The 20,064-nt window shown below is 42.7% G+C and carries 20 protein-coding genes and 2 other annotated features; of the genes, 4 read left to right on the top strand and 16 right to left on the bottom strand.

Annotation, left to right across the window (positions count from 1 at the left end; translation table 11 throughout):
• Positions 1-179 precede the first annotated feature (179 nt).
• The 3 genes from A5883_RS01475 to hisS form a co-directional block, all read right to left on the bottom strand.
• On the bottom strand, positions 180-1,055 hold the full coding sequence (locus A5883_RS01475; protein WP_010750004.1) for a YitT family protein: 876 nt from the start codon (positions 1,053-1,055) through the stop codon (positions 180-182).
• A gap of 155 nt (positions 1,056-1,210) precedes the next feature.
• Positions 1,211-2,986 carry an aspartate--tRNA ligase gene (gene aspS, locus A5883_RS01470; RefSeq protein WP_086337869.1) on the bottom strand — a complete coding sequence of 592 codons (1,776 nt, stop codon included), beginning with the start codon at positions 2,984-2,986 and terminating at the stop codon, positions 1,211-1,213.
• 11 nt (positions 2,987-2,997) lie between these two features.
• Complete coding sequence (gene hisS, locus A5883_RS01465) at positions 2,998-4,296, bottom strand: histidine--tRNA ligase (protein ID WP_060791494.1); 1,299 nt, start codon at positions 4,294-4,296, stop codon at positions 2,998-3,000.
• Positions 4,297-4,830: 534 nt separating this feature from the next.
• Positions 4,831-5,038: a binding site (T-box leader), on the bottom strand.
• Positions 5,039-5,227: 189 nt separating this feature from the next.
• Between hisS and A5883_RS01460 the strand changes: the two genes are divergently transcribed.
• Both A5883_RS01460 and A5883_RS01455 read left to right on the top strand, forming a co-directional pair.
• Entirely contained in the window at positions 5,228-5,662 is a 435-nt protein-coding gene (locus A5883_RS01460) for an acyl-CoA thioesterase (RefSeq protein ID WP_086337868.1), read from the top strand.
• Between the two features lie 90 nt (positions 5,663-5,752).
• A complete protein-coding gene (locus tag A5883_RS01455) occupies positions 5,753-5,923 on the top strand; it encodes a hypothetical protein (protein ID WP_008379536.1) in 171 nt (56 codons plus the stop codon).
• 68 nt (positions 5,924-5,991) lie between these two features.
• Here A5883_RS01455 and A5883_RS01450 read toward each other — a convergent pair whose 3' ends face one another.
• The 6 genes from A5883_RS01450 to A5883_RS01425 form a co-directional block, all read right to left on the bottom strand.
• Positions 5,992-6,630 (bottom strand): PepSY domain-containing protein, encoded by a 639-nt coding sequence (locus A5883_RS01450; protein ID WP_086337867.1) that lies wholly within the window; start codon positions 6,628-6,630, stop codon positions 5,992-5,994.
• A gap of 107 nt (positions 6,631-6,737) precedes the next feature.
• Positions 6,738-8,096: a sensor histidine kinase gene (locus A5883_RS01445; protein WP_086337866.1), complete on the bottom strand. Its 1,359-nt coding sequence runs from the start codon at positions 8,094-8,096 to the stop codon at positions 6,738-6,740.
• A complete protein-coding gene (locus tag A5883_RS01440) occupies positions 8,086-8,793 on the bottom strand; it encodes a response regulator transcription factor (protein WP_008379528.1) in 708 nt (235 codons plus the stop codon). Before A5883_RS01440 ends, A5883_RS01445 begins: the two co-directional genes overlap by 11 nt.
• 141 nt (positions 8,794-8,934) lie before the next feature.
• The gene (locus tag A5883_RS01435) at positions 8,935-10,371 is read right to left on the bottom strand and encodes an ABC transporter ATP-binding protein (protein WP_086337865.1); all 1,437 of its coding nucleotides are present in this window, start codon (positions 10,369-10,371) and stop codon (positions 8,935-8,937) included.
• Positions 10,368-11,069 (bottom strand): energy-coupling factor transporter transmembrane component T, encoded by a 702-nt coding sequence (locus tag A5883_RS01430; protein ID WP_086337864.1) that lies wholly within the window; start codon positions 11,067-11,069, stop codon positions 10,368-10,370. Before A5883_RS01430 ends, A5883_RS01435 begins: the two co-directional genes overlap by 4 nt.
• The gene (locus A5883_RS01425; protein ID WP_016609843.1) at positions 11,066-11,665 is read right to left on the bottom strand and encodes an MptD family putative ECF transporter S component; all 600 of its coding nucleotides are present in this window, start codon (positions 11,663-11,665) and stop codon (positions 11,066-11,068) included. The genes A5883_RS01430 and A5883_RS01425 overlap by 4 nt, the downstream gene beginning before the upstream one ends.
• Positions 11,666-12,217: 552 nt before the next feature.
• Between A5883_RS01425 and A5883_RS01415 the strand changes: the two genes are divergently transcribed.
• Positions 12,218-12,793 carry a helix-turn-helix transcriptional regulator gene (locus tag A5883_RS01415; protein WP_086337863.1) on the top strand — a complete coding sequence of 192 codons (576 nt, stop codon included), beginning with the start codon at positions 12,218-12,220 and terminating at the stop codon, positions 12,791-12,793.
• 24 nt (positions 12,794-12,817) lie between these two features.
• On the opposite strand, the gene A5883_RS01410 is transcribed toward A5883_RS01415, so the two are convergent.
• The 5 genes from A5883_RS01410 to nox form a co-directional block, all read right to left on the bottom strand.
• A complete protein-coding gene (locus tag A5883_RS01410; protein WP_086337862.1) occupies positions 12,818-14,437 on the bottom strand; it encodes an ABC transporter ATP-binding protein in 1,620 nt (539 codons plus the stop codon).
• A 195-nt stretch (positions 14,438-14,632) separates the two neighbouring features.
• Entirely contained in the window at positions 14,633-14,992 is a 360-nt protein-coding gene (gene rplT / locus A5883_RS01405; RefSeq protein WP_010749133.1) for a 50S ribosomal protein L20, read from the bottom strand.
• A 63-nt stretch (positions 14,993-15,055) separates the two neighbouring features.
• Positions 15,056-15,256, bottom strand: coding sequence for a 50S ribosomal protein L35 (gene rpmI / locus A5883_RS01400; protein ID WP_003128650.1), 201 nt, complete (start codon positions 15,254-15,256; stop codon positions 15,056-15,058).
• Between the two features lie 60 nt (positions 15,257-15,316).
• Positions 15,317-15,838, bottom strand: coding sequence for a translation initiation factor IF-3 (infC, locus tag A5883_RS01395; RefSeq protein ID WP_005228103.1), 522 nt, complete (start codon positions 15,836-15,838; stop codon positions 15,317-15,319).
• A gap of 47 nt (positions 15,839-15,885) precedes the next feature.
• Positions 15,886-16,009: a sequence feature (ribosomal protein L20 leader region), on the bottom strand.
• A gap of 99 nt (positions 16,010-16,108) precedes the next feature.
• Positions 16,109-17,443, bottom strand: a complete 1,335-nt coding sequence (gene nox, locus A5883_RS01390; protein ID WP_005228102.1) for a H2O-forming NADH oxidase — start codon at positions 17,441-17,443, stop codon at positions 16,109-16,111.
• A 333-nt stretch (positions 17,444-17,776) separates the two neighbouring features.
• On the opposite strand from nox, the gene A5883_RS01375 reads away from it, so the two are divergent.
• Positions 17,777-18,412, top strand: coding sequence for a pentapeptide repeat-containing protein (locus A5883_RS01375; RefSeq protein WP_010749132.1), 636 nt, complete (start codon positions 17,777-17,779; stop codon positions 18,410-18,412).
• On the opposite strand, the gene A5883_RS01370 is transcribed toward A5883_RS01375, so the two are convergent.
• Positions 18,409-19,314 carry a magnesium transporter CorA family protein gene (locus A5883_RS01370; protein WP_060791518.1) on the bottom strand — a complete coding sequence of 302 codons (906 nt, stop codon included), beginning with the start codon at positions 19,312-19,314 and terminating at the stop codon, positions 18,409-18,411. The two genes, A5883_RS01375 and A5883_RS01370, sit on opposite strands and share 4 nt — an antisense overlap.
• Positions 19,315-19,403: 89 nt before the next feature.
• The gene (locus tag A5883_RS01365; RefSeq protein ID WP_010749130.1) at positions 19,404-20,048 is read right to left on the bottom strand and encodes a deoxynucleoside kinase; all 645 of its coding nucleotides are present in this window, start codon (positions 20,046-20,048) and stop codon (positions 19,404-19,406) included.
• Positions 20,049-20,064: the final 16 nt, after the last annotated feature.

The following is a 20,064-nucleotide window of genomic DNA, read 5'->3' as shown; positions in this document are numbered from 1 at the left end:
AATTGATCCAATTGTTTCATAAAAAAACAATTTCAGCATGAACGCTATTGATTCCATACTCTCATAATTTACCAGAAATCCCCCATATAAAGCTAGCAACATCTGCTATATTTCAAAAAAATTAATTTTTGGCGAAAAAAAAGTACTTCTATAAAGAAATACTTTTTTCAACTCCTTTTTCACAGTTCTTCTTCATAAAAGCGACCCAAAATCTGGACATTTTCTGCAATACTGACAAAGGCTTTTGGATCAGCTTCTTTCATGGCACTGCGCAGCATCGGCAGTTCAAAGCGTGTCACTACCGTCAGCAAAACCGTTTGTTTGTCATGCTTGTACGCCCCTTCGGCTTCATTGATGATGGTAATCCCTCGCCGCATATGTTTTTGGATCGTTTGAATGACTTCTTCTGGGTTGCGGGTGATGATCGTCACCTGCATTTTCTTTTGCTTCGTAAAGACCGCATCCGTCACTTTTCCACTGACAAAAATCGCGATCGCACTATACAACGCATATTGCCAGCCAAACAAGATCCCTGCGGCGAACAAAATAACAATGTTAAAGAAAATCGATATTGAGCCGATCGTCTTCCCTGTCCGTTTGCGGATGGCAATGCTGACAAAATCCAGCCCTCCAGAAGAAAGACCATTCTTCAAGGCATAGCCGATCCCCACTCCATTGATGGCACCACCGAAAATCGCACAGATCATCGGGTCCGTCGTAACGGTTTCTTCGGGTAAAATTTGCACGAATAAGGAGGTGAGTAAAACAGTAATTCCAGTAAAAATCGTAAACTTGTGGCCGATCTTAAACCAACCCAGGAAAAATAATGGCACATTCAACAATAAAAGCGCAAGGGATAAGGGGATATAAAACCCGAGCCCTTCTCTTGAGATCGTGGTGATGATCTGAGCGACACCGGTAATGCCGCTGGAATAAATATTACCTGGTTGATAGAAGAAATTGACCGCAATCGATGCCAGCAGCGCATAGACGATCGAAAACGAAAGTTTGTTGGCGTATTCTGGATGAGGGAGCCATTTAAACAGAGGAGTCATTGCATTTCATAGCCTCACTTTTTTGATTTGCCTTTATTATACTTCAGCTCATAAAAAAAGAAACGAGCAATGAAAGAAATGGGTGAATTCTCATGAACTTTTTTCATTCATTCACCAATTTCTATTTCATCACTCATTTCATCATGGTTTAACGCTTATTCGTTTTCTTCAACCGTTGTTACATCGATGTTCAAGTCAAACAATTGCATTGGCGAAACGGTACTTGGCGCTTGAGACATTGGATCAGCTGCTTTCCCATTTTTAGGGAAAGCAATGACTTCGCGAATGTTTTCTTCACCAGCCAAGAGCATGACTAACCGGTCTAACCCAAGGGCGATGCCGCCATGTGGTGGGAACCCATAATCCAAAGCATCCAATAAGAAGCCAAATTGATTTTGCATCTCGCGACGTGAGAAGCCTAGCGCTTCAAACATATGCTCTTGCACTTCCCGTGTATGGATACGCAATGATCCGCCACCTAGCTCGTAACCGTTTAGCACGATATCGTAGGCTTGCGCATAGACTTTTGAAGGGTCTGTCGTTAACAACGGCAGATCGCTTTCTTTTGGCAATGTGAATGGATGGTGAGCAGAAACGTAGCGGCCTGCTTCTTCATCGTATTCAAATTGCGGCCAATCAGTGACCCATAGGAAGTTGAATTTGCTCTCGTCGATCAAGCCTAATTCTTTTCCTAATTTATTACGGATCGCCCCCAATGTTGCTGAAACGATCGCAAAAGAATCGGCACCAAACATCAGAATATCGCCAACTTCCGCATTAGCTGCTGCAATGATCGCGTCGGTCGCTTCCGTCAAGAATTTAGCGATCGGTCCTTTCAATCCATCTTCTTCAACTTTGACCCATGCCAATCCTTTGGCACCAAATTGGCCAGCGTAATGACCTAGATTGTCCATGTCTTTTCTGGAGTATTTGTCTGCAGCCCCTTTGGCGTTCAAGACTTTCACAACGCCGCCTTTTTCAAGAGCCATTTGGAAGACTTTAAAATCAACGTCTTTCACAACTTCTGATAAGTCGATAAGCTCCATGTCAAACCGTGTATCTGGTTTGTCACTGCCGTAGCGTCCCATTGCCTCATCATAGGTCATCCGTGGGAATGGCAAGGTAACTTCGATGCCTTTGACTTCTCGCATCACTTTTGCCAACAGCTCTTCCGTATAGGTTTGGATTTCTTCTGCCGTCAAGAAAGAGGTTTCGATATCGACTTGGGTAAATTCTGGTTGACGGTCGCCCCGCAAATCTTCGTCACGGAAGCAACGTACGATTTGATAGTAGCGATCGAAGCCAGCACCCATCAATAACTGTTTAAAAATTTGTGGTGATTGCGGCAACGCATAGAAATGACCTGGATAGATCCGTGAAGGAACCAAATAATCCCGCGCACCCTCTGGTGTTGATTTTCCTAGATAAGGTGTTTCGATATCCAAGAAGTCGTTCGTATCTAAGAAATTGCGGATCGCTTGCGTCGTTTTCGCCCGCATCACGATGTTGTTCGTCATTTTTGGACGACGCAAGTCTAAATAACGGTATTTCATGCGAATCTCATCGCCAACGGTTTGATCATCTTCAATCAAGAAGGCTGGTGTTTTTGCAGTGTTTAAAATCGTGATTTCGCTGATCATCACTTCATAGGCACCTGTCACCATTTTCGGATTGATGGCTTCTGGTGCACGATTGATGACTTGACCTGTTACTTCTAACACATATTCACTGCGGCATTTGTCCGCGATTTCCCAGGCTTCTTTCGAAACCTCAGGATTGAAGACGATTTGCACGATCCCTTCTCGGTCGCGCAAGTCAATAAAGATCACGCCCCCTAAGTCACGGCGCTTTTGCACCCAGCCTTTTAGAGTCACTGTCTGGTTTAAATGGGTCTCATTTACTAACCCGCAATATACTGTACGTTTTGTCATTCTTTTTCTCCTCACTCAAACATTTTGGTTGTCATTTCATCGTAGATCTCATCGAAGCGGGCATAAAGATCCGCTAACGGAAATTGTTTTTCTTCACGGCTTGCCATGGATTTGATATTGATCACTTGTTCTGCTAATTCTGTTTCGCCTAGAGTCAGAACCAACCGTGCCCCTTGCTTATCAGCAGATTTGAACTGGGCTTTGGCTTTACGATCCATGAAATCACGATCGGCAGAAAAACCGAAATTACGAATCGCTTGCACGACTTTCAGCGCTTCTAAATTGGTTTCTTGTCCCAAACCAACCACATACGCATCTAACTCATTCAAAGCAGGAATCACAACTTCTTCAGCTTCCATAGTGATCAATAAACGTTCGATCCCCAAAGCAAAACCAAAACCAGGTGTTTCTGGTCCGCCTAGCTCTTCCACTAAATGATTGTAACGACCGCCGGCACAGATGGTGGCTTGCGCCCCCATTTTTGGTGCCTCACTCATGATCTCAAAAATCGTGTGAGTATAATAATCCAGACCGCGCACCATATTTGAATCGATCTCATAAGGGATCTCCAACGCATCCAGCATACTCGTTACGGTTTCAAAATGTGCCTTGGCATCTGGTGTTAAGTAGTCTAGGATCGATGGTGCATCCGCCACGAATTTTTGGTCACGCTTATCTTTACTGTCAAGGACCCGCAAAGGATTTTCATGCAAGCGGCGTTTTGAATCCTCACTAAGCTCCGCTTCATGGGGCGCTAGATAATCGATCAACGCTTGCCGATAGTTTTGGCGTGTTTCTTTGTCGCCTAATGAATTGATGACCAAGCGCAATTGACTCAGTCCTAATTGACGATAAAAATCCATTGCCATCGCCATTGTCTCAACATCGGTCGCTGGATTTGCTGAACCGAAAACTTCGACACCGATTTGGTGGAATTGACGCAAACGGCCTTTTTGCGGACGTTCATAACGGAACATTGGTCCCATGTAAAACACTTTATAAGGCTTCGTATGTTCTGGTCCGAATAGTTTGTTTTCGACATAAGAACGAGCGATCGGTGCGGTGCCTTCTGGACGCAACGTCACATGACGCTCTCCTTTATCGTAGAAATCATACATTTCTTTTGAAACGATATCCGTTGTGTCCCCGACACTGCGGGCGATCACTTCAAAGTGCTCAAAAATCGGTGTCCGAATTTCGTTGAATTGATAATCGCGAAACACTAAGCGTGCTGTTTCTTCCACAAATTGCCATTTTTCGGATTCTCCTGGCAAAATATCGTTGGTTCCTTTTGGACGTTGGTAACTCATCGTATGCATCCTCCTATTTGTTTCATGGTTGCCCATGTTCTTTGCTTTCATTGCTTGTTTGCTTATTCACCTATTGCTTGTTGCTCATTGATGTGGGTGGGTTGTTCTCGTGTTTGACTTTTGGGTTATTGCGCTCTTTGCCGTTGGTTGCTGGTCATCATTTCGTTGGCTTCGACTGCAATTGAACGAAGCAAAAAATGCCAAGTACAGCTTTCATGTCTCACTTCTTACGCCAGTCATAGTGATTCCTAGTTCGGTTACTACGCTCCCTACGTCGCCTAGTACTGTTCATCATCTATTCTGTCTTGCTCCGCAAGCCAATCCCAGTGATTCCTAGTTTGGTTATTACGCTCCCTACGGTCGCCTAGTACTCTTCATCATCTATTCTGTCTTGCTCCGCAAGCCAATCATAGTGATTCCTAGTTCGGTTACTACGCTCCCTACACTCGCCTAGTACTGTTCATCATCTGCTCTGTTCCGCTTTGCGGACCAGTCGCAGTGATTCACAGCAAAAAACTCGCCCTTGTTTTTTTATACAAGGGCGAGTTTTGATTACACGCGGTACCACCTAAATTCGAGAAATGTTCTTCTCCTTCGCTCGATTAACGCTCGGTCACGGAACAGCTTTTCTTCTGTTCATCTCCAGATTGTCTTTCCTTTACACGTCCTAAACTGCTTTCAGCCGGGGCAGTTTTCTCTTTTAAGGAGTAGAATAAAGTACTCGATCCTTCACTGATTTTTGATATTATCTATAAACTACAAGAAAGCTATGAAAAAGTCAAGGTGTTTCACTGTCTTTTTCACTCCGCTGATCTCTAGTAGCATTTTCTCTAGTGGCCAACGCAAAGAAGCTCTCCTTCTGTTTGCTTTTCTTCCTTTTTGCGTTATGCTGAATAACGAAGGTTTTGTTTCTATGAAAGGAGCTGTTTTTATGTCTTTATATTCAGGCTATATCCGTCAACCACACTACTATGAGACCGATCAAATGGCGATCATCCATCACGCCAATTATATCCGCTGGTTTGAAGAAGCCCGCGTGGAATTACTCGCGTTTTTGGATTTACCATATCATACCATCGAAGAAGCGGGCTTGATCGTTCCCGTGCTGGAAGTCAGTGCGCAATACAAAACGATGATTCGCTACGAAGATGAGGTGCGAATCGATGTTTTGGTCGACAAATATACTGGCACGCGTTTGGATTTTCGCTATGAGATCTACAAAACTAGTGATGGTCAGTTGGCAACGACGGGGACTTCAAAGCATTGTTTTTTAGCAAAAGAGACCAATCGCATCGTGCATCTGAAGCGTAGTTTTCCTGAAATCCATCAACGATTTGCTGATTATGCTGCCCTGTCAGGGGAATAATCAATTCTGATCACTCATTTAAGTCAAAATCCTTGCTTTTTGAAACGGCTTTCGTATAATCAAAAGTAATTTCAGGGAAGGATGATGGCGATGTACGTGATTAAAGTTTTGCATGGTTACATTGGCAAAGATGGTCGTCGCACTCGTGAAAAAATTCCAGACAAGTTATGGGTCTTTGAAGATCGGAAGCAGTCCGAAGCATTTGCAGATAAAATTGGTGGTCGCGTCAAACCGTTAACTGAAGTCAAACAGCATACGTAAAGAAATAAGCCGTTATCGTCTTTTGCGCATAGACGATAGCGGCTTATCTTTTTTACTGCAAAACAGGATTAGTCATCCAATTCGGTTTCTAGTACTTCACCTGTTTGGGCATTGATTTTCACATCTGTTTGTTTGTTGCCATCTTCTACCTTGACTTCCCAATAGGTTACATTCATTTCTTTGTCTAATGACCAATCTGTTGCTTGACCACCGCCAGCTTCTTTCACGGCGATATCAGAAATTTCTTCCAATGAAAGCAAGTTGGTTAGGTCCAATTGATCGGCATCTTTTTTGACACCGTTTTGTTCATCGGCATCCAATTTTTCCGTTCTTTCTTCAGAAGTTTCTTTGGTTTCTGCATCGATCTTTAATTCAAACTCATTCGTGTCATCCACGCCTTCTACTTGGTAGAAGTAATTGCCAAAAGAAGTATCCAAATCAATCGAAGTGATCGCTGCATCTGGGTATTTGTCTTGGAATATTTGGATCGCTTCTTCTACGGTCACCGTAGGTAAGCCGCCATTGGCGATCGCTGCACTGCTTGAAGAGCTGTCTGTTGCTTGTGACGACGTTGTTTCACTCGATGAGGCAACTGTTGTGCTTGAGCTGCTGTTTTGCACAGGTTCTGAATTTCCCGTGTTGTTTTGTGTACATCCTGCCAATAATCCTAATGCGGCAATTCCGAATAAAATAGTTGTTTTTTTCATGTTTCATTCCTCCAATTGTTTGTGTATTCCTTTTTTCTATATATTTAGAATAACAAGTTCCTCATGAAAAAGAATCAAAAATGCTTGAAGAAAATCTAAAAAAATCTTCATCTTTCTCTTTCATTTGGAAAGGCAAGTTTAAAGATACTGCCTTGCGGTTGATTGTCTGTCACGGTAATTTTGGCATGATACTTGTCTGCCAGCTGTTTTACCAATGAAAGCCCGATGCCTGAACCAGCAATCTGACTGGAACGAGAATCTTCTACTCGATAGAACCGTTCGAAAATCAAGGTTTTCTTATCATCGGGAATCCCAATGCCAAAATCGGCGACGGTCAAAGACATCTGTGTCTGCTCTTGCGTCAAGGTCACATGAATCGGCTGATCGGCAGGTGAATACTTCGCGGCATTTTCTAACAGGTTTTGGATGATTTGCTGGAAGTCACGTTTATGCCCACGTTTCATACATTGGTTCTCCACAAAATATTCAATCGATTGCGGAACGATCGTCGCTTGTTTTTCACACTCTTCTCGGACGATCTGGGAAATATCAACGAGGGTCATTTCATCTTGGGATTGATTTTTTTCTAGGTCCAACAATTGATTGCTCAATGTTTCCAAACGCTTCGACTCTTTGTCGATAAACGCCATTGAGGAAGGAATGACTTCGGGATGTTTGGTTCCACGCCGCTGGATCAATTGGACATGTCCGCGAATCGCAGCTAAAGGTGTTCGCAGCTCATGGGAAGCATCGGCAACGAACCGTTTTTCCCGTTCGATCGTCTCTCGCTGTTCTTTCAATAATTTATTAAAGGCCAATGCCACTGAACGAATCTCGATGGGCTCTTCAGAAACCGTCAGTTCTCCTGTTCGACTTTGTTCAATCGCAGCAATTTCTTGCGCCATACCCGTAAGCTTCTGACTCCATTTCCCGACACTCCAATAAATCAGCAGACTGCCCACGACAACAGCGATCAGATTCAAGAAACTGCTGATCATAAAGAGTCCATAGGCTAATTCCACACTATCCTCCCCATTGATAGCGATCGTCACCTGATCCCCATCGACTTCTTGGGTTTTCGTGTAATAGATGCCCTCCTCTGTAAAAACGATGTCTTCGAGAAAAGGAATCACTCGCCCTTGATTGATATCGGCAAAAATCTCTTCCGCATCTTCTGATGAAACGACACTGCCATCGGCTAAGATCACTTGCAGGGCGTCTTCTTCATCTGCCGAGACATAGGCATTGACGAGAAAGTCCCAGGCATCCCCTGATGCCTCACCTTTTTCGATGGCTTCAAGGATGTTGCTGGCACGATTTTCGATATGTTCAAACAAATAACCTACGGATAATAAAATAAACAGCAGATTGAAGAGAATCAGCAGACCAAAGAGAATCAAGGAAAAGCGGCTCGTCAATTGAAATTGGGCTGTTTTTCTACGTTGGTTGGCTGGCTTATTCTTCATGATCGGTCCTCAAGACATAGCCTAATCCACGAACGGTTGCGATCATTTTGCCTTTGCCGCAAACATCCAGCTTGTTCCGCAGTGTGCGGATATAGACATCTACAACATTCGTTTGGCCGTCGTATTCATAGCCCCAAATCTCATTCAATAGGTCATCTCTCGTTTTGACGACCTCGGGTTCTTTCATCAATTCATATAAAATCCCAAACTCTTTGGGCGTCAACTCAATGGTTTCACCGGCAACCTGAACCAAGTGCTTGGCGATGTCCATCATCAGCTCCCCCGCCACTAATTGGTTTTGCTGGTTCTTTTGTTGTTTGGCTTCTCGTTGCAACCGCCGCTCGATCACCCGAATTCTGGCAAACAGTTCTTCGATTTCAAAAGGTTTCGTTAAATAATCATCTAATCCGACATCCAGCCCCGTCACCACATCGGCGGTTTGATTTCTGGCGGTCATCATCAAAATCGGGATGTCGCTTTCTTTGCGTATCCGCCGCGCCACTGTGATGCCGTCATAGATTGGCAGCATCCAATCCAATAAAATCAGATCAAAGGCATTTGCTTGCTGATTGAACAAGGTCAATGCCTCTTGCCCATCTTTGGCCCAGACCGTGTCATATCCCTCAAAAGTCAATTCGGTCTGAATAAAACTGGCTAAACTTTCTTCGTCTTCTACTAGCAAGATCTTCAAGGCCATATGCGCTCCTCCTCCTGTTTTGCTTCTATCATAACGGATTTTTTCAAAACTTCCTAACTGATTGAAAGAAAAAAATCATGAAGATTTTTTCATGTTCAACCAAAAAAGACGGCATGAACCCAGGTCCACTCCGTCTTTCATTTATTCCATATTTTTTGCTAGCTGATACGTGCCAACGAGTTCCCCTTGTTGGAGTTGAAGCACGTAAGGACATGTTTCAGCTAAAAACTCACGATCATGACTGATCACCGCTAACAGATCAACTTCTTTAGCGACTGTTCGCAACAGTTTTACGACTTCTTCCATTTGCTGCAAATCTAACCCACTCGTTGGTTCATCGAAAAACAACAAGCGTTTACCAGAAAGCAGGGCACTGCCGATGGCAACTCGTTGTTTTTCCCCACCTGACAAGGTTTGCGGATGTCGGGCAAGGAGTGGTGTTAAGTGCAACAATGAAACAATTTCTTCAAAACGCGCTGGGTTTTGGGCTTTGATCAGCAGCTCTTTTTCCACTGTTTCAAAAAACAGCTGCAAGTTAACATCCTGCATCACAAGAAAGCTTTCCTGCAGCAGCTGCTTTTGGGTCCGCTTTTGTCCATTGATGGTAAATACTGCTTCTGGGCATTTTTTTAATCCTGACAGGACTTGCACCAACGTACTTTTGCCAGCACCATTTGGTCCAACGATCCCCACCGCTTGCTTCGTCGGCAATTGTAGTTCAGGCAAGTTGAGCGCCCAATTTCTGCTGTTTGCTGAGCGTTTCGATTGCTTGATCTGCAGATGCGTTGCCCTTAATCCAGTCTTTTCTGGCAAAGATTCTCGGCAGTGCTGAGTTTCCAATGCCGCCTCGCCTACTTTTCGCAATCCCAACTCGTGAATTGCCTCCTCGGGCAGTGACAAAAGCTGAGCTGCTGGATAAGACGCCCGCAATCGTCCTGCTTCTAATAGACAGAAGCGATCTGCCAGTGGCGCCAAATACGCCAAGCGGTGTTCGGCGATCACAATGGTTTTCCCTTGTTGTTTTAAAGAAGCCAATCCTTGAGTCAACTTTTGGATCGCTTCTTGATCCAAATTACTGGAAGGCTCATCCAATAAGAACACATCATGGGGCAACATCGTGGCTGCAGCGAGAGCAATCAGCTGCTTCTCCCCACCAGATAGGTCAAAGACACTAGCATCAAGCAACGGGGTCAGGGAAAACTGCTGTGCTACTTCGGTGATTCGCTGCCGAATATTTTCTGGTGCGACGCCCGCATTTTCCATCGAAAAAGCTAACTCCGAATAGACATCCGTGGTGAAAAATTGCGTCTTGGGGTTTTGAAAGACGACGCCAATCGTCTGGGCATAATGGGAGAAATCGGCAACTGGCAAGTCTGTTTCTCCGACACGGATCTTTCCTTGCACTTCGGCGGGATACAGCTCAGGGATCAAGCCATTCAAAACATTGAGCAAGGTCGATTTTCCGCTGCCGCTAGCGCCGCACAAAACGATGACTTCCCCAGCTGCGACCGTCAAAGAGAGCTCAGATAATACGGTTCGATTTTCTCGTTTCACTGACACTTGTTCTAATGTGATCATCCAAGCCACATCCTTTTCACGATAAAGCCGCATAATGCTAAAAAGACCAAGCCATCCCACCAGCGCAGCTTCAGTTCGTGGACGGTGGTATGGGGAGTTTCTGATGCTAGCCCGCGAACCAGCGCCGTAGCCGACAGTTCGGTTGCGGTCTTTTCAGCCGACATCAGTAATGGGATCAAAAAATACTCCGCACTTTGCAGCGGATGAAGCAAGATAGAACCTGCCGACAGCGAGATGCCGCGAAAGCGCATCGCTTGGCGAATACTTTTGAAATCTTGTACCAATGTGGGAAAAAAACGAAATAAGACTGCCAAAGGAACTAACAATACGTTGGGCACGTGCATTTTTTGCAGCGCAGCCATCCACTCACTGTTTTTCGTCCCGCTAATGGCAAAAGCCGCCGCCATGATCGTTGGTAATAAGCGGCGATAACCGACGGAAAAGAAATCCAGCAACACGATCAATGCGTGGTTGCCTTGGCGAAACAAGAAACTATCTGCCATTGTCAGCAAAACAAACACGCCATAGAGCAGCAAGCCTTTTTTCCAAAAGCCGCTGACTATAAATAGTAGCAGTAAGAAAGTGACAAAGGCAAACTCATCGATCCAGCTGATGGTCACCATCATAGTAAAACTAGCAAAGAGAATCACCGCTAATTTGCTGCGGGGATCAAACCTTGTTTTCGACACATTCCTCACCCTTTATGCGATTGGATCGTTGGTTGAAAATGTTTTTCCATCAAGCGACTGCCGATACCTAAACCAGCCACCGCACCAATCAAAACCGCCAGTGCACAAAGTCCTAACATCAAATTGGAGGTATGAGCAAACACGCCGGCAATGTAGGTTTCATCTTTTCCACGAGCCACTAATGAATCGATGTAGGCATTTTTCATAAACCACAGGGGTAAGATCGGACCCATCAAGCCAAAACTAAAGACGATATAACTCGCCAGTACGCGAACGTTCTCTTTGAGCTTTGTTTTGTATTGGATCAAATCAGCTGCTAAGGCACAAATCATATTGGGCAAAAAGGCCAATGGAAAATGTCCTGAAATCAAAAAAAAGAGCCCTACCACGGTACCCATAATGGTGATTGCGCCAAATTTCGGTACTTTATTCAATAAAATCAGATAGATAATGCCAGAAAACAAAGCGGTGACTGCTGGAATAAATAAATTATGAAAACCTGGGATCACAAAACGCAAAATCAATAGACAGACGCTCATTAAAAGAAAATAGATCGCTGTATAGATCCCTACTGCAATTAAATCTTGAACCTTTAGTTTTTTCACTGCGTATTCGCTCCTTCTTGCAAGCAATCAATGAAAAAATCGTTGCTGCTTGCTTGTACAAACTTATTTTTACAAAGCCTCAGTATAGCACAAAGCAGACGTTTTTATGGGGAGATATGCTTACCAACAGTCGATTTTCTTCTAAAACAGAACCAACAAATAGAGGTGTCTTCTGAATGGCTCCATTTCAACACACAGGTACCTTTAAAGAATCACTAATGGAAAAATGAATCTTTCACACGCTTAGTTGTTTTCTCCTCTTCCCATCTTTGCGAAATTAATGAATAATAGACAAGGACAAACACTTAAAATCAGCAAAGACTCGCCATCTTTTTTCTTTTTTTTAGAAACCAGCAGGTATGTCTAAAAAAAAACAATAACCAAGTTGACCGTCGCTTGTTAACGGAAGAAAATCAACGCTGTACCGCTATGTAAACACCCCAAACCCAACTGTAAAAACATTTTGACACTTGATTTCAAGGTATTGTCAAAGACATTTGATCGTTAGAATGCAGACATTGGCCTAAACTAATGGTAGAAGGAGCGGATAAAATGAACTTAAGCAAACAAATAAAAAAACATCGGGAACGATTAAGTCTCTCTCAGGAAGGGCTGGCAGAAAAACTCTATGTCTCCCGACAAACGATCTCCAATTGGGAGAATGAAAAAAGCTATCCTGATGTTCACAATTTATTATTGCTCAGTGTTCTATTTGATGTTTCTTTAGATGAATTAGTCAAAGGGGATGTTGAACAAATGAAAGAAACGATTGAGAAAACAGAAATGGATCGTTACACAAAAATGATGCTGCTTTTTATACTATTGACCGCACTCTCTGTTGGGCCTGCTCTTTATTTACCCGGATACTGGTGGATTGTCCCGCCTCTATGTTTTTGGCTCGTCTCCATGTATGCCGCATTAAAGATCGAAAAAATCAAGAAAACCCAAAATATCAAAACGTATAAAGAGATCGTTGCCTTCATGGAAAATCAAGACCTCGATGCCATTAGGATAAAGCGCGACGTCAAAAAAGATTTCCTTTCAACAGCAGTCATCGTCGTGGTCTTTACCTTGATCGTCGGTATCATCGCATGCCTTAGTACACTGCCGCATTTACTGATGCGCTGATCAAAACACAGGTTGAAGCTGCTTTTATGATGAAGCCGCTTCAACCTGTGTTTTTTTCAATTCAATGATCTCATCCGCATAAATCAAATTTTGCGGGCGATGGGTGATCATAATGACTAGTTTATTTTTCAATTGGTCTTTGATCGCTGCAAAAAGCTTTTCTTCTGTTGTTTCGTCTAAAGCAGATGTGGCTTCATCAAGGACAATGACTTCTGCGTTTGTGAAAAACAATCGGGCAAAAGCGATCCGCTGTTTTTCCCCACCAGAAAGGTTGGCTCCTTTTTCTCCAATTTCAGCAGACAGTCCTCCCTTGAGTGCCTGATAGAATGCGCCTAATTGACATTTTTCTAATACCGCTATGATTTCCTCGTCTGCGATTTCCTTATCAAAAATAATATTCTCTTTCAGCGTTCCTTGGAAGATTGGGGCATCTTGCGATAGATAAAAGATATGCTCATAGAAATCATTTAAGTTGTAAGCAGCTAAATTTTTGTGATTGATCAGGATCGCACCGGTCGTCGGCTGATACAAGCCTAAAATCGTTTTGACCAGCGTTGATTTTCCTGCGCCGCTTTCTCCTACTAACCCATAAATCGCTCCCCGCTTCAGCTCCAGTGTGCTATTGGTTAAGATTTGCTTTTCTTGAAGTGTGACGGATAGATCCTTAACTGTGATGCAGTTGATGGTCTCAGACAATGCATCGCCTTGTGTTAATGCTTTGTCCTCTGGCAGATAGAAAAATTCGTTTAACCGTGCAAAGGCAACTTTATCTAAGTTGTATTGAACAAAAATCACGTTAAATATTGCAACAGGCGTGTAGATTCGATCCACATAAATAATCAGTGCTGCTAAACCGCCCAAACTGACCGTAATCTGATTTGTAAATGCCAGTACCACAATTGCGACTTTGATCAATGCGACTAAAACTGCAAAAAAACCAAAGAAAAACTCATGGATCATCGTCATTTTTGTCAAACGTTCTGTTGTGTCAGCAGACATGTTTTTATATTGTGCGATCTCTTTTTCAAACCGTTTATTGATCCGAAACGTGACCATTTCCGTTAGTCCGCGAATAAAGGTGCTATTCATGGTTTCTTCTGAAACTAGCGCACGTTCTTTAAGAGAGCGTAAAACTTTCAAAAGCAGATTGGTCACGATAAACACCACTAGATAGCCTATAAGGATCGCTGGAATCAATCTTTTATCGATCATAGCAATAAAAGCTAAGTTAAACAGTGTTTCGGGAAGCAATTCTTTAAACAAGCGTCCGTAAAAATTCAAATGGATATTTCTGCCTGCCGTTGCTCCCGCTTCGGTTTTCTGTAAGAGTGCTCCAGAGCCGATCTGTAAGTATTCGGAATAGGCAATCTTGCTGATTTTTACTAAAGCTTGTTCTTTGAGATAGAAATACATGCTGTTGTACAATGTTGTTTTTGGTTTCTGCTCGAGATAGGACAAAAGTGGTACCAGTACTAGCGTTAACCCATAGATAAAAACAACTGGCCAATCAAGTGTCTTGCCAAATGAATCGAGTAGTTTTTGAAAATAAAAAACATTCGCGGCACTCAAAAATGAGACCGCAATTCCAATCCCAACATATACCGTCAATCCTTTTTTAAAATGCCGCCATAAATCAATTGCCATCGTATGCTCCTTTTGCTGCAGTGTTCGTGGAAAAATCGTAAGGTAAATAAAACAAACGCTTTCAAAAGTATAATCTATTTTTCGCTTAATGGAAAGAAACATATGAAAGATAGTGAGAAACCATTCTTCGGTCATCGAGAAAAAACAAAAAAACCCCGCTCAAAGAGCGGGGCTAACGTTGTTGCCAACGATTGATTATTTGTTTAAAGCGTCTTTTGCTTGGTCAGCTAATGCAGTAAATGCTGCTGCATCGTTTACAGCCAAGTCAGCTAACATTTTGCGGTTGATGTCGATTTCAGCTAATTTCAAGCCGTGCATCAATTTTGAGTAGCTTAAGCCATTCATACGAGCCGCTGCGTTGATACGAGCGATCCACAATTTGCGGAAGTCGCGTTTCTTTTGACGACGATCGCGGTATGCGTAGTTGTATGAATTCATTACTTGTTCTTTTGCTGTTTTAAATAGAGTGTGTTTAGAACCGTAGTAACCTTTTGCTAATTTAAGCACTTTTTTACGACGTTTACGAGTTACTGTTCCACCTTTAACACGTGCCATGTATAATTCCTCCTAATATGAAAATCGATAATTGTTTGTATACGTGAAGCTTGGGTTACGCACTTATTTCATGCGTGCTAGTTGTTGACGGATACGTTTGTAATCGCCAGCTGAAACCATTGAAGCTTTACGCAATTGACGACGTTGTTTTTTTGTTTTGCCGTGGAAACGGTGACTGGTAAAGGCACGGAAGCGTTTCAATCCGCCGCCGCCAGTGCGTTTTACGCGTTTTGCTAATCCGCGGTGTGTTTTTTGTTTTGGCATAACTAATTTCCTCCTCAAAATCTTTCGTTATCTGACTTTAAACTGAAACTCAGTGAGTCATTATTTATCGTTTTTTGGTGCTAATACTAAGAACATACTGCGGCCATCCATTTTTGGCTTTTGCTCAACAGTTGCCAAATCAGCAGTTTCTTCCGCCAAACGATCTAACACTTTCTGACCAATTTCTTTATGGGTAATGGCACGGCCTTTGAAACGGATCGAAGCTTTCACTTTGTCCCCTTTTTCAAGGAATTTACGTGCATTACGCAATTTTGTGTTGAAATCATTGACGTCGATCGTTGGACTTAAACGAACCTCTTTAATGTTGATTACTTTTTGTTTCTTACGAGCTTCACGGTCTTTTTTCTGTTGCTCAAAGCGGAATTTCCCGTAATCCATAATTCTTGCTACTGGCGGCTTAGCATTTGGTGCCACCAATACCACATCAAGGTTTGCTCGTTCTGCAATTTGCAATGCTTCAGCTTTACTCTTTACACCAAGTTGTTCGCCGTTTTGATCAATCAAACGCAATTCACGTGCACGAATGCCGTCGTTTACCATCATATCCTTTGCTATGGTCATTCACCTCCGAGTTTTTTGAGAGAAAGAAAAGCTTGTCGATTCGAAATCAGACAATAAAAAAACGAGTTCTTCACGAACCCGCACGTACTCCACACAAATAAATGGTAGGAATCCTATTCTGCCCAGCGATATCTTCACTCAGGCGAGAAGCGGGTGCTTCTGCTTTTATTTCTCAACTTTTATAGTATACTGTTTTTTTCTCTTATTGTCAACAGTTTTCATGATTGTTTCAAAAAAAAGCCGGAGCATACGCTCCGACTTTCGTGTTTCTTATTCTGCTTTCAATGCAGCCATCGTGATGTAGTTGTATGGTTGGTTGAAGTGAGGCAAGAAGAAGATATCTAATAGCTTCATCTTGTCGATCGTTACGCCTTCTTCGATCGCTAGTGAGAACATGTGGATGCCCATTGCGATTTCAGATGTACGTGACGCCATTTGTGCACCAACGATGCGGCGTGTTTCTTCTTCATAGACGATGCGGATCTTAACTGTCGCATTTTCTTTCATGAAGCCTGGTTTTTGGGTATCTTCGTAATCAGAGTATTTCACTTTCATGCCATTACGTTCGGCAGCTTCGACTGACAAGCCAGTTGAAACCATGTTGTAGCCGAAGATCGAAATCCCGTTTGATCCTTGAACACCTGTTGATTCTAGAGACGTTCCGCCGATATTATGGGCAGCGACGATCCCTGAACGTACGGCATTCGTTGCTAATGCGATATACGTTGTTTGTTGCAAAGCATTTGAATACACCGTTGCACAGTCACCGACTGCGTAAACATCTGCATCGCTTGTCCGTTGATGGCGGTCCACTAAGTACGCACCGTTAGCAAACAATTCCAAATGATCTTTGCCTAGCTCGTTGTTTGGTAAGAAACCGATCGCGTTGATCACGAGATCAACTGGGTATTCGCCGTTGTCTGTTACAACTGCTTCTACTTTCTCTGTTCCTTTGTATTCACGTGCTAATTCACCGAAATGCAATTCAATGCCATTGTCAGCTAAGTTTTTGTCCATATCTTCTGTAAACCATTTGTCATAGTAGTTTGGCAATGCCCGTGTCGCTGCATCAAAAAGCAACACATTTTTGCCACGGCGTTTTGCTGCTTCAGCAATTTCAACACCGATGTAACCAGCACCGATAACGGCAACGTTTTTCACGTCTTCTGATGCTAACTCTTTATCAACCGTTTGTCCGTCTTGGAATTTTTTCAAGAAATGGATGTTTTTCAAGTCACGTCCAGGTACTTTTGGTGAAATCGGTACCGAACCAGTTGCGATGACAACTTTATCATAAGATTCAACGATCGTTTCACCGTCATTGGTTACAGCGTGCACTTCTTTTTTCTCAAAATCGATATGGTCAACCACTGTTTCCATATGGATTTTTGCACCTTTTGCTTCAAAATCTTCACGTTTTGTATAGAACAAGCCTTCGTATGAATCGATTTGACGTCCAACCCATAAAGCAGTCCCACAACCTAGGTAGCTTAAGTTTGTATTACGGTCGATCATTACGACCTCTTGGTCTTTGTAGTTATCTAATAGTGTATTGGCAGCAGCAATCCCCGCGTGGTTTGCACCAATAATAACTGTTTTTGTCATGGAAAATTTCCTCCTTTTGTTTACATTGTCATTATAGCTTGCTTGTGAATTTGAAAACTATCAACTTTTTCGCGATTTTAAAAATTTATGACAGTTTTTCGTTGATATACGTCACTTTCAGCGAATCAAGTTTCTATATCAAAATTATTTTCGTCTTGCAAGCAAAAAGATTGTGAAAAATTATGTATTTAAACCTAAAGATTTCCCTTGTTATAAAAGCATTCTGCAAACCGATTGAATAAATTTCACAATATTTTACTGCTTTTTCGTACCTATTGCGGCAGCGATTCGCCGTGTTATACTGAAGAGAAAAACAGATAGGATGGGATCTTGATGAAGAAAAAAATCGTATTGCCACTACCGCCCTTATTGTCGGCATTAGAGCCACAGGATTTTTATTTAGAAGAAGAACTGCTTTTCGAAGGTGCTTTCTTCGAAGGCGGTGACTATAGCTATGATGCTTGCAAAAATCTCATCTTGAAGCAATGTCATTTCAAGAAAGTGACGATGCAAAAAACACGCTTGAGTCAATGGGAATGCCAAAACGTTCTTTTTGAGAATTGCGATTTTTCTAATCTGGAATGTTTTGGCGCCAGCTTTCATCGGGTTCACTTTAAACAGTGCAAATTGACTGGCACCAATTTTGCGGAAAGCTATTTCCGTGACTGCACCTTTGAAGATTGCGTGGCAAACTTTGCTTCTTTTAGCAACACCAATTTACGGACGATGCTGTTTCGTCAGTGCCAACTAAACGACAGTGAGTTTTATGAAATGGATTGGAAACACTTGACGCTACAAGAAAACCAGTTGAACAATAGCAACTGGTTTCACACAAAATTAGCAACTTTAGATTTTCGGACCAATCAATTTCAAAAGATCGCGTTGTCCTTTGAACAATTGCGGGGGCTAACGGTCGATCAAGAACAAGCCTTGGTCATCGCCGCCGGTCTAGGTTTGGTGATCGATTAACGAATTCTGCGCCATAAAGCAATCAACATCCAGATGGATAACACTAAACTGATCAATAAGGCAATCCCCCAACCGAAAATACTATTGGTAAAAGGCAGTGGAACATTCATGCCAAAGAAACTGGTGACGATGGAAGGCACAGTCAACAAGAGGGACCAAACGGTCAAAAACTTCATGGTATCATTCAAGTTATTGTTTAACAGATTATTGTAGGTTCCAGATAGTTGCTCTAAAATTTGAAAAGCCAGTAACGTCATTTCCACTGCCTGTTTGGCTTCGATCAGGGCATCATCCAGCTGTTCCCGCTCGTCATCATCCATCAAGCGATAAATGGATAACGCTTTGATCTGCTCCAAGAGGACCGCATTTTGTTTCGTGGCAGACACTAAAAAGACTAAACCGACTTCCAAATCGGACATTTGCAGCAGGTTTTTATTGGTGGTTTTTTCCCGTAGTCGCTGATTCAAGCGAATCCGTTCACTATTGACTTCTTCGACTAGCGGAAAAAACGTGCCTGAAATCAAGAATAAGCTTTGAAACAAAAAGTGCAGCGGTGTTTGCTGCGGCTTTTGCAGGATCAAGCGCTCCATCATCGGAATCACATAGCGGGTATCATGGGAGGCAAAAGTAAAGATCTGCTTCTTTTTTAAAATAAACGTCATTGGGCTGGTCTCAAAGTGATTGTCTCGCTTTTCTTGCTGAGGTACGTTGAAAACCAGCAGCAATGCTTCTTCTTCGGCATCGTATTCGACTCGTGCGCGTTCGTTTTTATCTAGAGAATACGTAAGCATCTCATCCGACAGATGATATTGTTTTTGTAGTGCCATCACGCTTTTTGCGTCTTGCTGGTCGACTTGAATCCATTCATAGTTTCCATCATAAAAGACATGTTTGTTTTCCACAGTCCATCCTCCACTCTTGCTTTCTTCTATTATAAAAGAAAACAGCCAGAAGCCCAATCAAAGGACTTTTCTGGCTGTATCGGCTATTGCTATTTGCGGGCGTCTTTCAAAGCATCTTCCACCATTGTTAAAACGGCCTGTGCCGCTTGCGGGTCTTCGACAAAATTGAATTGATCGCCATCGATCTGGATCTTTGGACTCTCATTGTATTCTTCGTACCATTGATCGTAGCGTTTGTTCAACTCTTTGTAGTAGTCGTATAACGAAGGATCAAAGGTCAACTGCTCATATTCCCGCCCACGTTTTTCAATACGCTCGAGCATCGTTTCAAAAGAAACGCGAATATGCACCAAAAGATCTGGATGCTTTTTGTGGGCTGCATACGGCAGCTCTTCCAACATATTGGCTAACAATTCATCATAGACTTTGACCTCGGTATCGGTTGCTCGCCCAAGGTCCGCATTTAAATGGAACAACAGTGAATCCTCATAAATGGAACGGTCCAAGACGTTATTGTCGTCTTTCATAGCTTGCTTGATACTTTCAAATCGTTTATTTAAGAAATAGATTTGCAGTAAAAACGCATATTTATTTGGATCTGCATAAAATAATGGTAACACTTCATTGTCATCGATCGATTCATAAAAGGCTTGGCTGCCAAAATGATTGGCGATCAATGCGGTCAAACTTGATTTACCGGCACCAATCGTTCCTGCTAATACGATCACGCTCATATCCCCCAACTCACTC

Source organism: Enterococcus sp. 5B3_DIV0040, from assembly GCF_002140755.1.
GTDB lineage: Bacteria > Bacillota > Bacilli > Lactobacillales > Enterococcaceae > Enterococcus_D > Enterococcus_D casseliflavus.
The sequence above is the reverse complement of the archived record's forward strand: the minus strand, read 5'-3'. Positions and strand labels throughout refer to the sequence as shown.

Excerpts from the sequence above, each read along its gene's own strand:
- A5883_RS01365 (WP_010749130.1), bottom strand. The coding sequence starts at position 20,048 with ATGAGCGTGATCGTATTAGCAGGAACGATTGGTGCCGGTAAATCAAGT.
- A5883_RS01445 (WP_086337866.1), bottom strand. The coding sequence starts at position 8,096 with ATGAAGAATAAGCCAGCCAACCAACGTAGAAAAACAGCCCAATTTCAA.
- A5883_RS01375 (WP_010749132.1), top strand. The coding sequence starts at position 17,777 with ATGAAGAAAAAAATCGTATTGCCACTACCGCCCTTATTGTCGGCATTA.
- nox (WP_005228102.1), bottom strand. The coding sequence starts at position 17,443 with ATGACAAAAACAGTTATTATTGGTGCAAACCACGCGGGGATTGCTGCT.
- A5883_RS01440 (WP_008379528.1), bottom strand. The coding sequence starts at position 8,793 with ATGGCCTTGAAGATCTTGCTAGTAGAAGACGAAGAAAGTTTAGCCAGT.
- A5883_RS01450 (WP_086337867.1), bottom strand. The coding sequence starts at position 6,630 with ATGAAAAAAACAACTATTTTATTCGGAATTGCCGCATTAGGATTATTG.
- A5883_RS01475 (WP_010750004.1), bottom strand. The coding sequence starts at position 1,055 with ATGACTCCTCTGTTTAAATGGCTCCCTCATCCAGAATACGCCAACAAA.
- rplT (WP_010749133.1), bottom strand. The coding sequence starts at position 14,992 with ATGGCACGTGTTAAAGGTGGAACAGTAACTCGTAAACGTCGTAAAAAA.
- A5883_RS01410 (WP_086337862.1), bottom strand. The coding sequence starts at position 14,437 with ATGGCAATTGATTTATGGCGGCATTTTAAAAAAGGATTGACGGTATAT.
- rpmI (WP_003128650.1), bottom strand. The coding sequence starts at position 15,256 with ATGCCAAAACAAAAAACACACCGCGGATTAGCAAAACGCGTAAAACGC.
- A5883_RS01435 (WP_086337865.1), bottom strand. The coding sequence starts at position 10,371 with ATGATCACATTAGAACAAGTGTCAGTGAAACGAGAAAATCGAACCGTA.
- A5883_RS01460 (WP_086337868.1), top strand. The coding sequence starts at position 5,228 with ATGTCTTTATATTCAGGCTATATCCGTCAACCACACTACTATGAGACC.
- infC (WP_005228103.1), bottom strand. The coding sequence starts at position 15,838 with ATGACCATAGCAAAGGATATGATGGTAAACGACGGCATTCGTGCACGT.
- aspS (WP_086337869.1), bottom strand. The coding sequence starts at position 2,986 with ATGACAAAACGTACAGTATATTGCGGGTTAGTAAATGAGACCCATTTA.
- A5883_RS01455 (WP_008379536.1), top strand. The coding sequence starts at position 5,753 with ATGTACGTGATTAAAGTTTTGCATGGTTACATTGGCAAAGATGGTCGT.
- hisS (WP_060791494.1), bottom strand. The coding sequence starts at position 4,296 with ATGAGTTACCAACGTCCAAAAGGAACCAACGATATTTTGCCAGGAGAA.
- A5883_RS01415 (WP_086337863.1), top strand. The coding sequence starts at position 12,218 with ATGAACTTAAGCAAACAAATAAAAAAACATCGGGAACGATTAAGTCTC.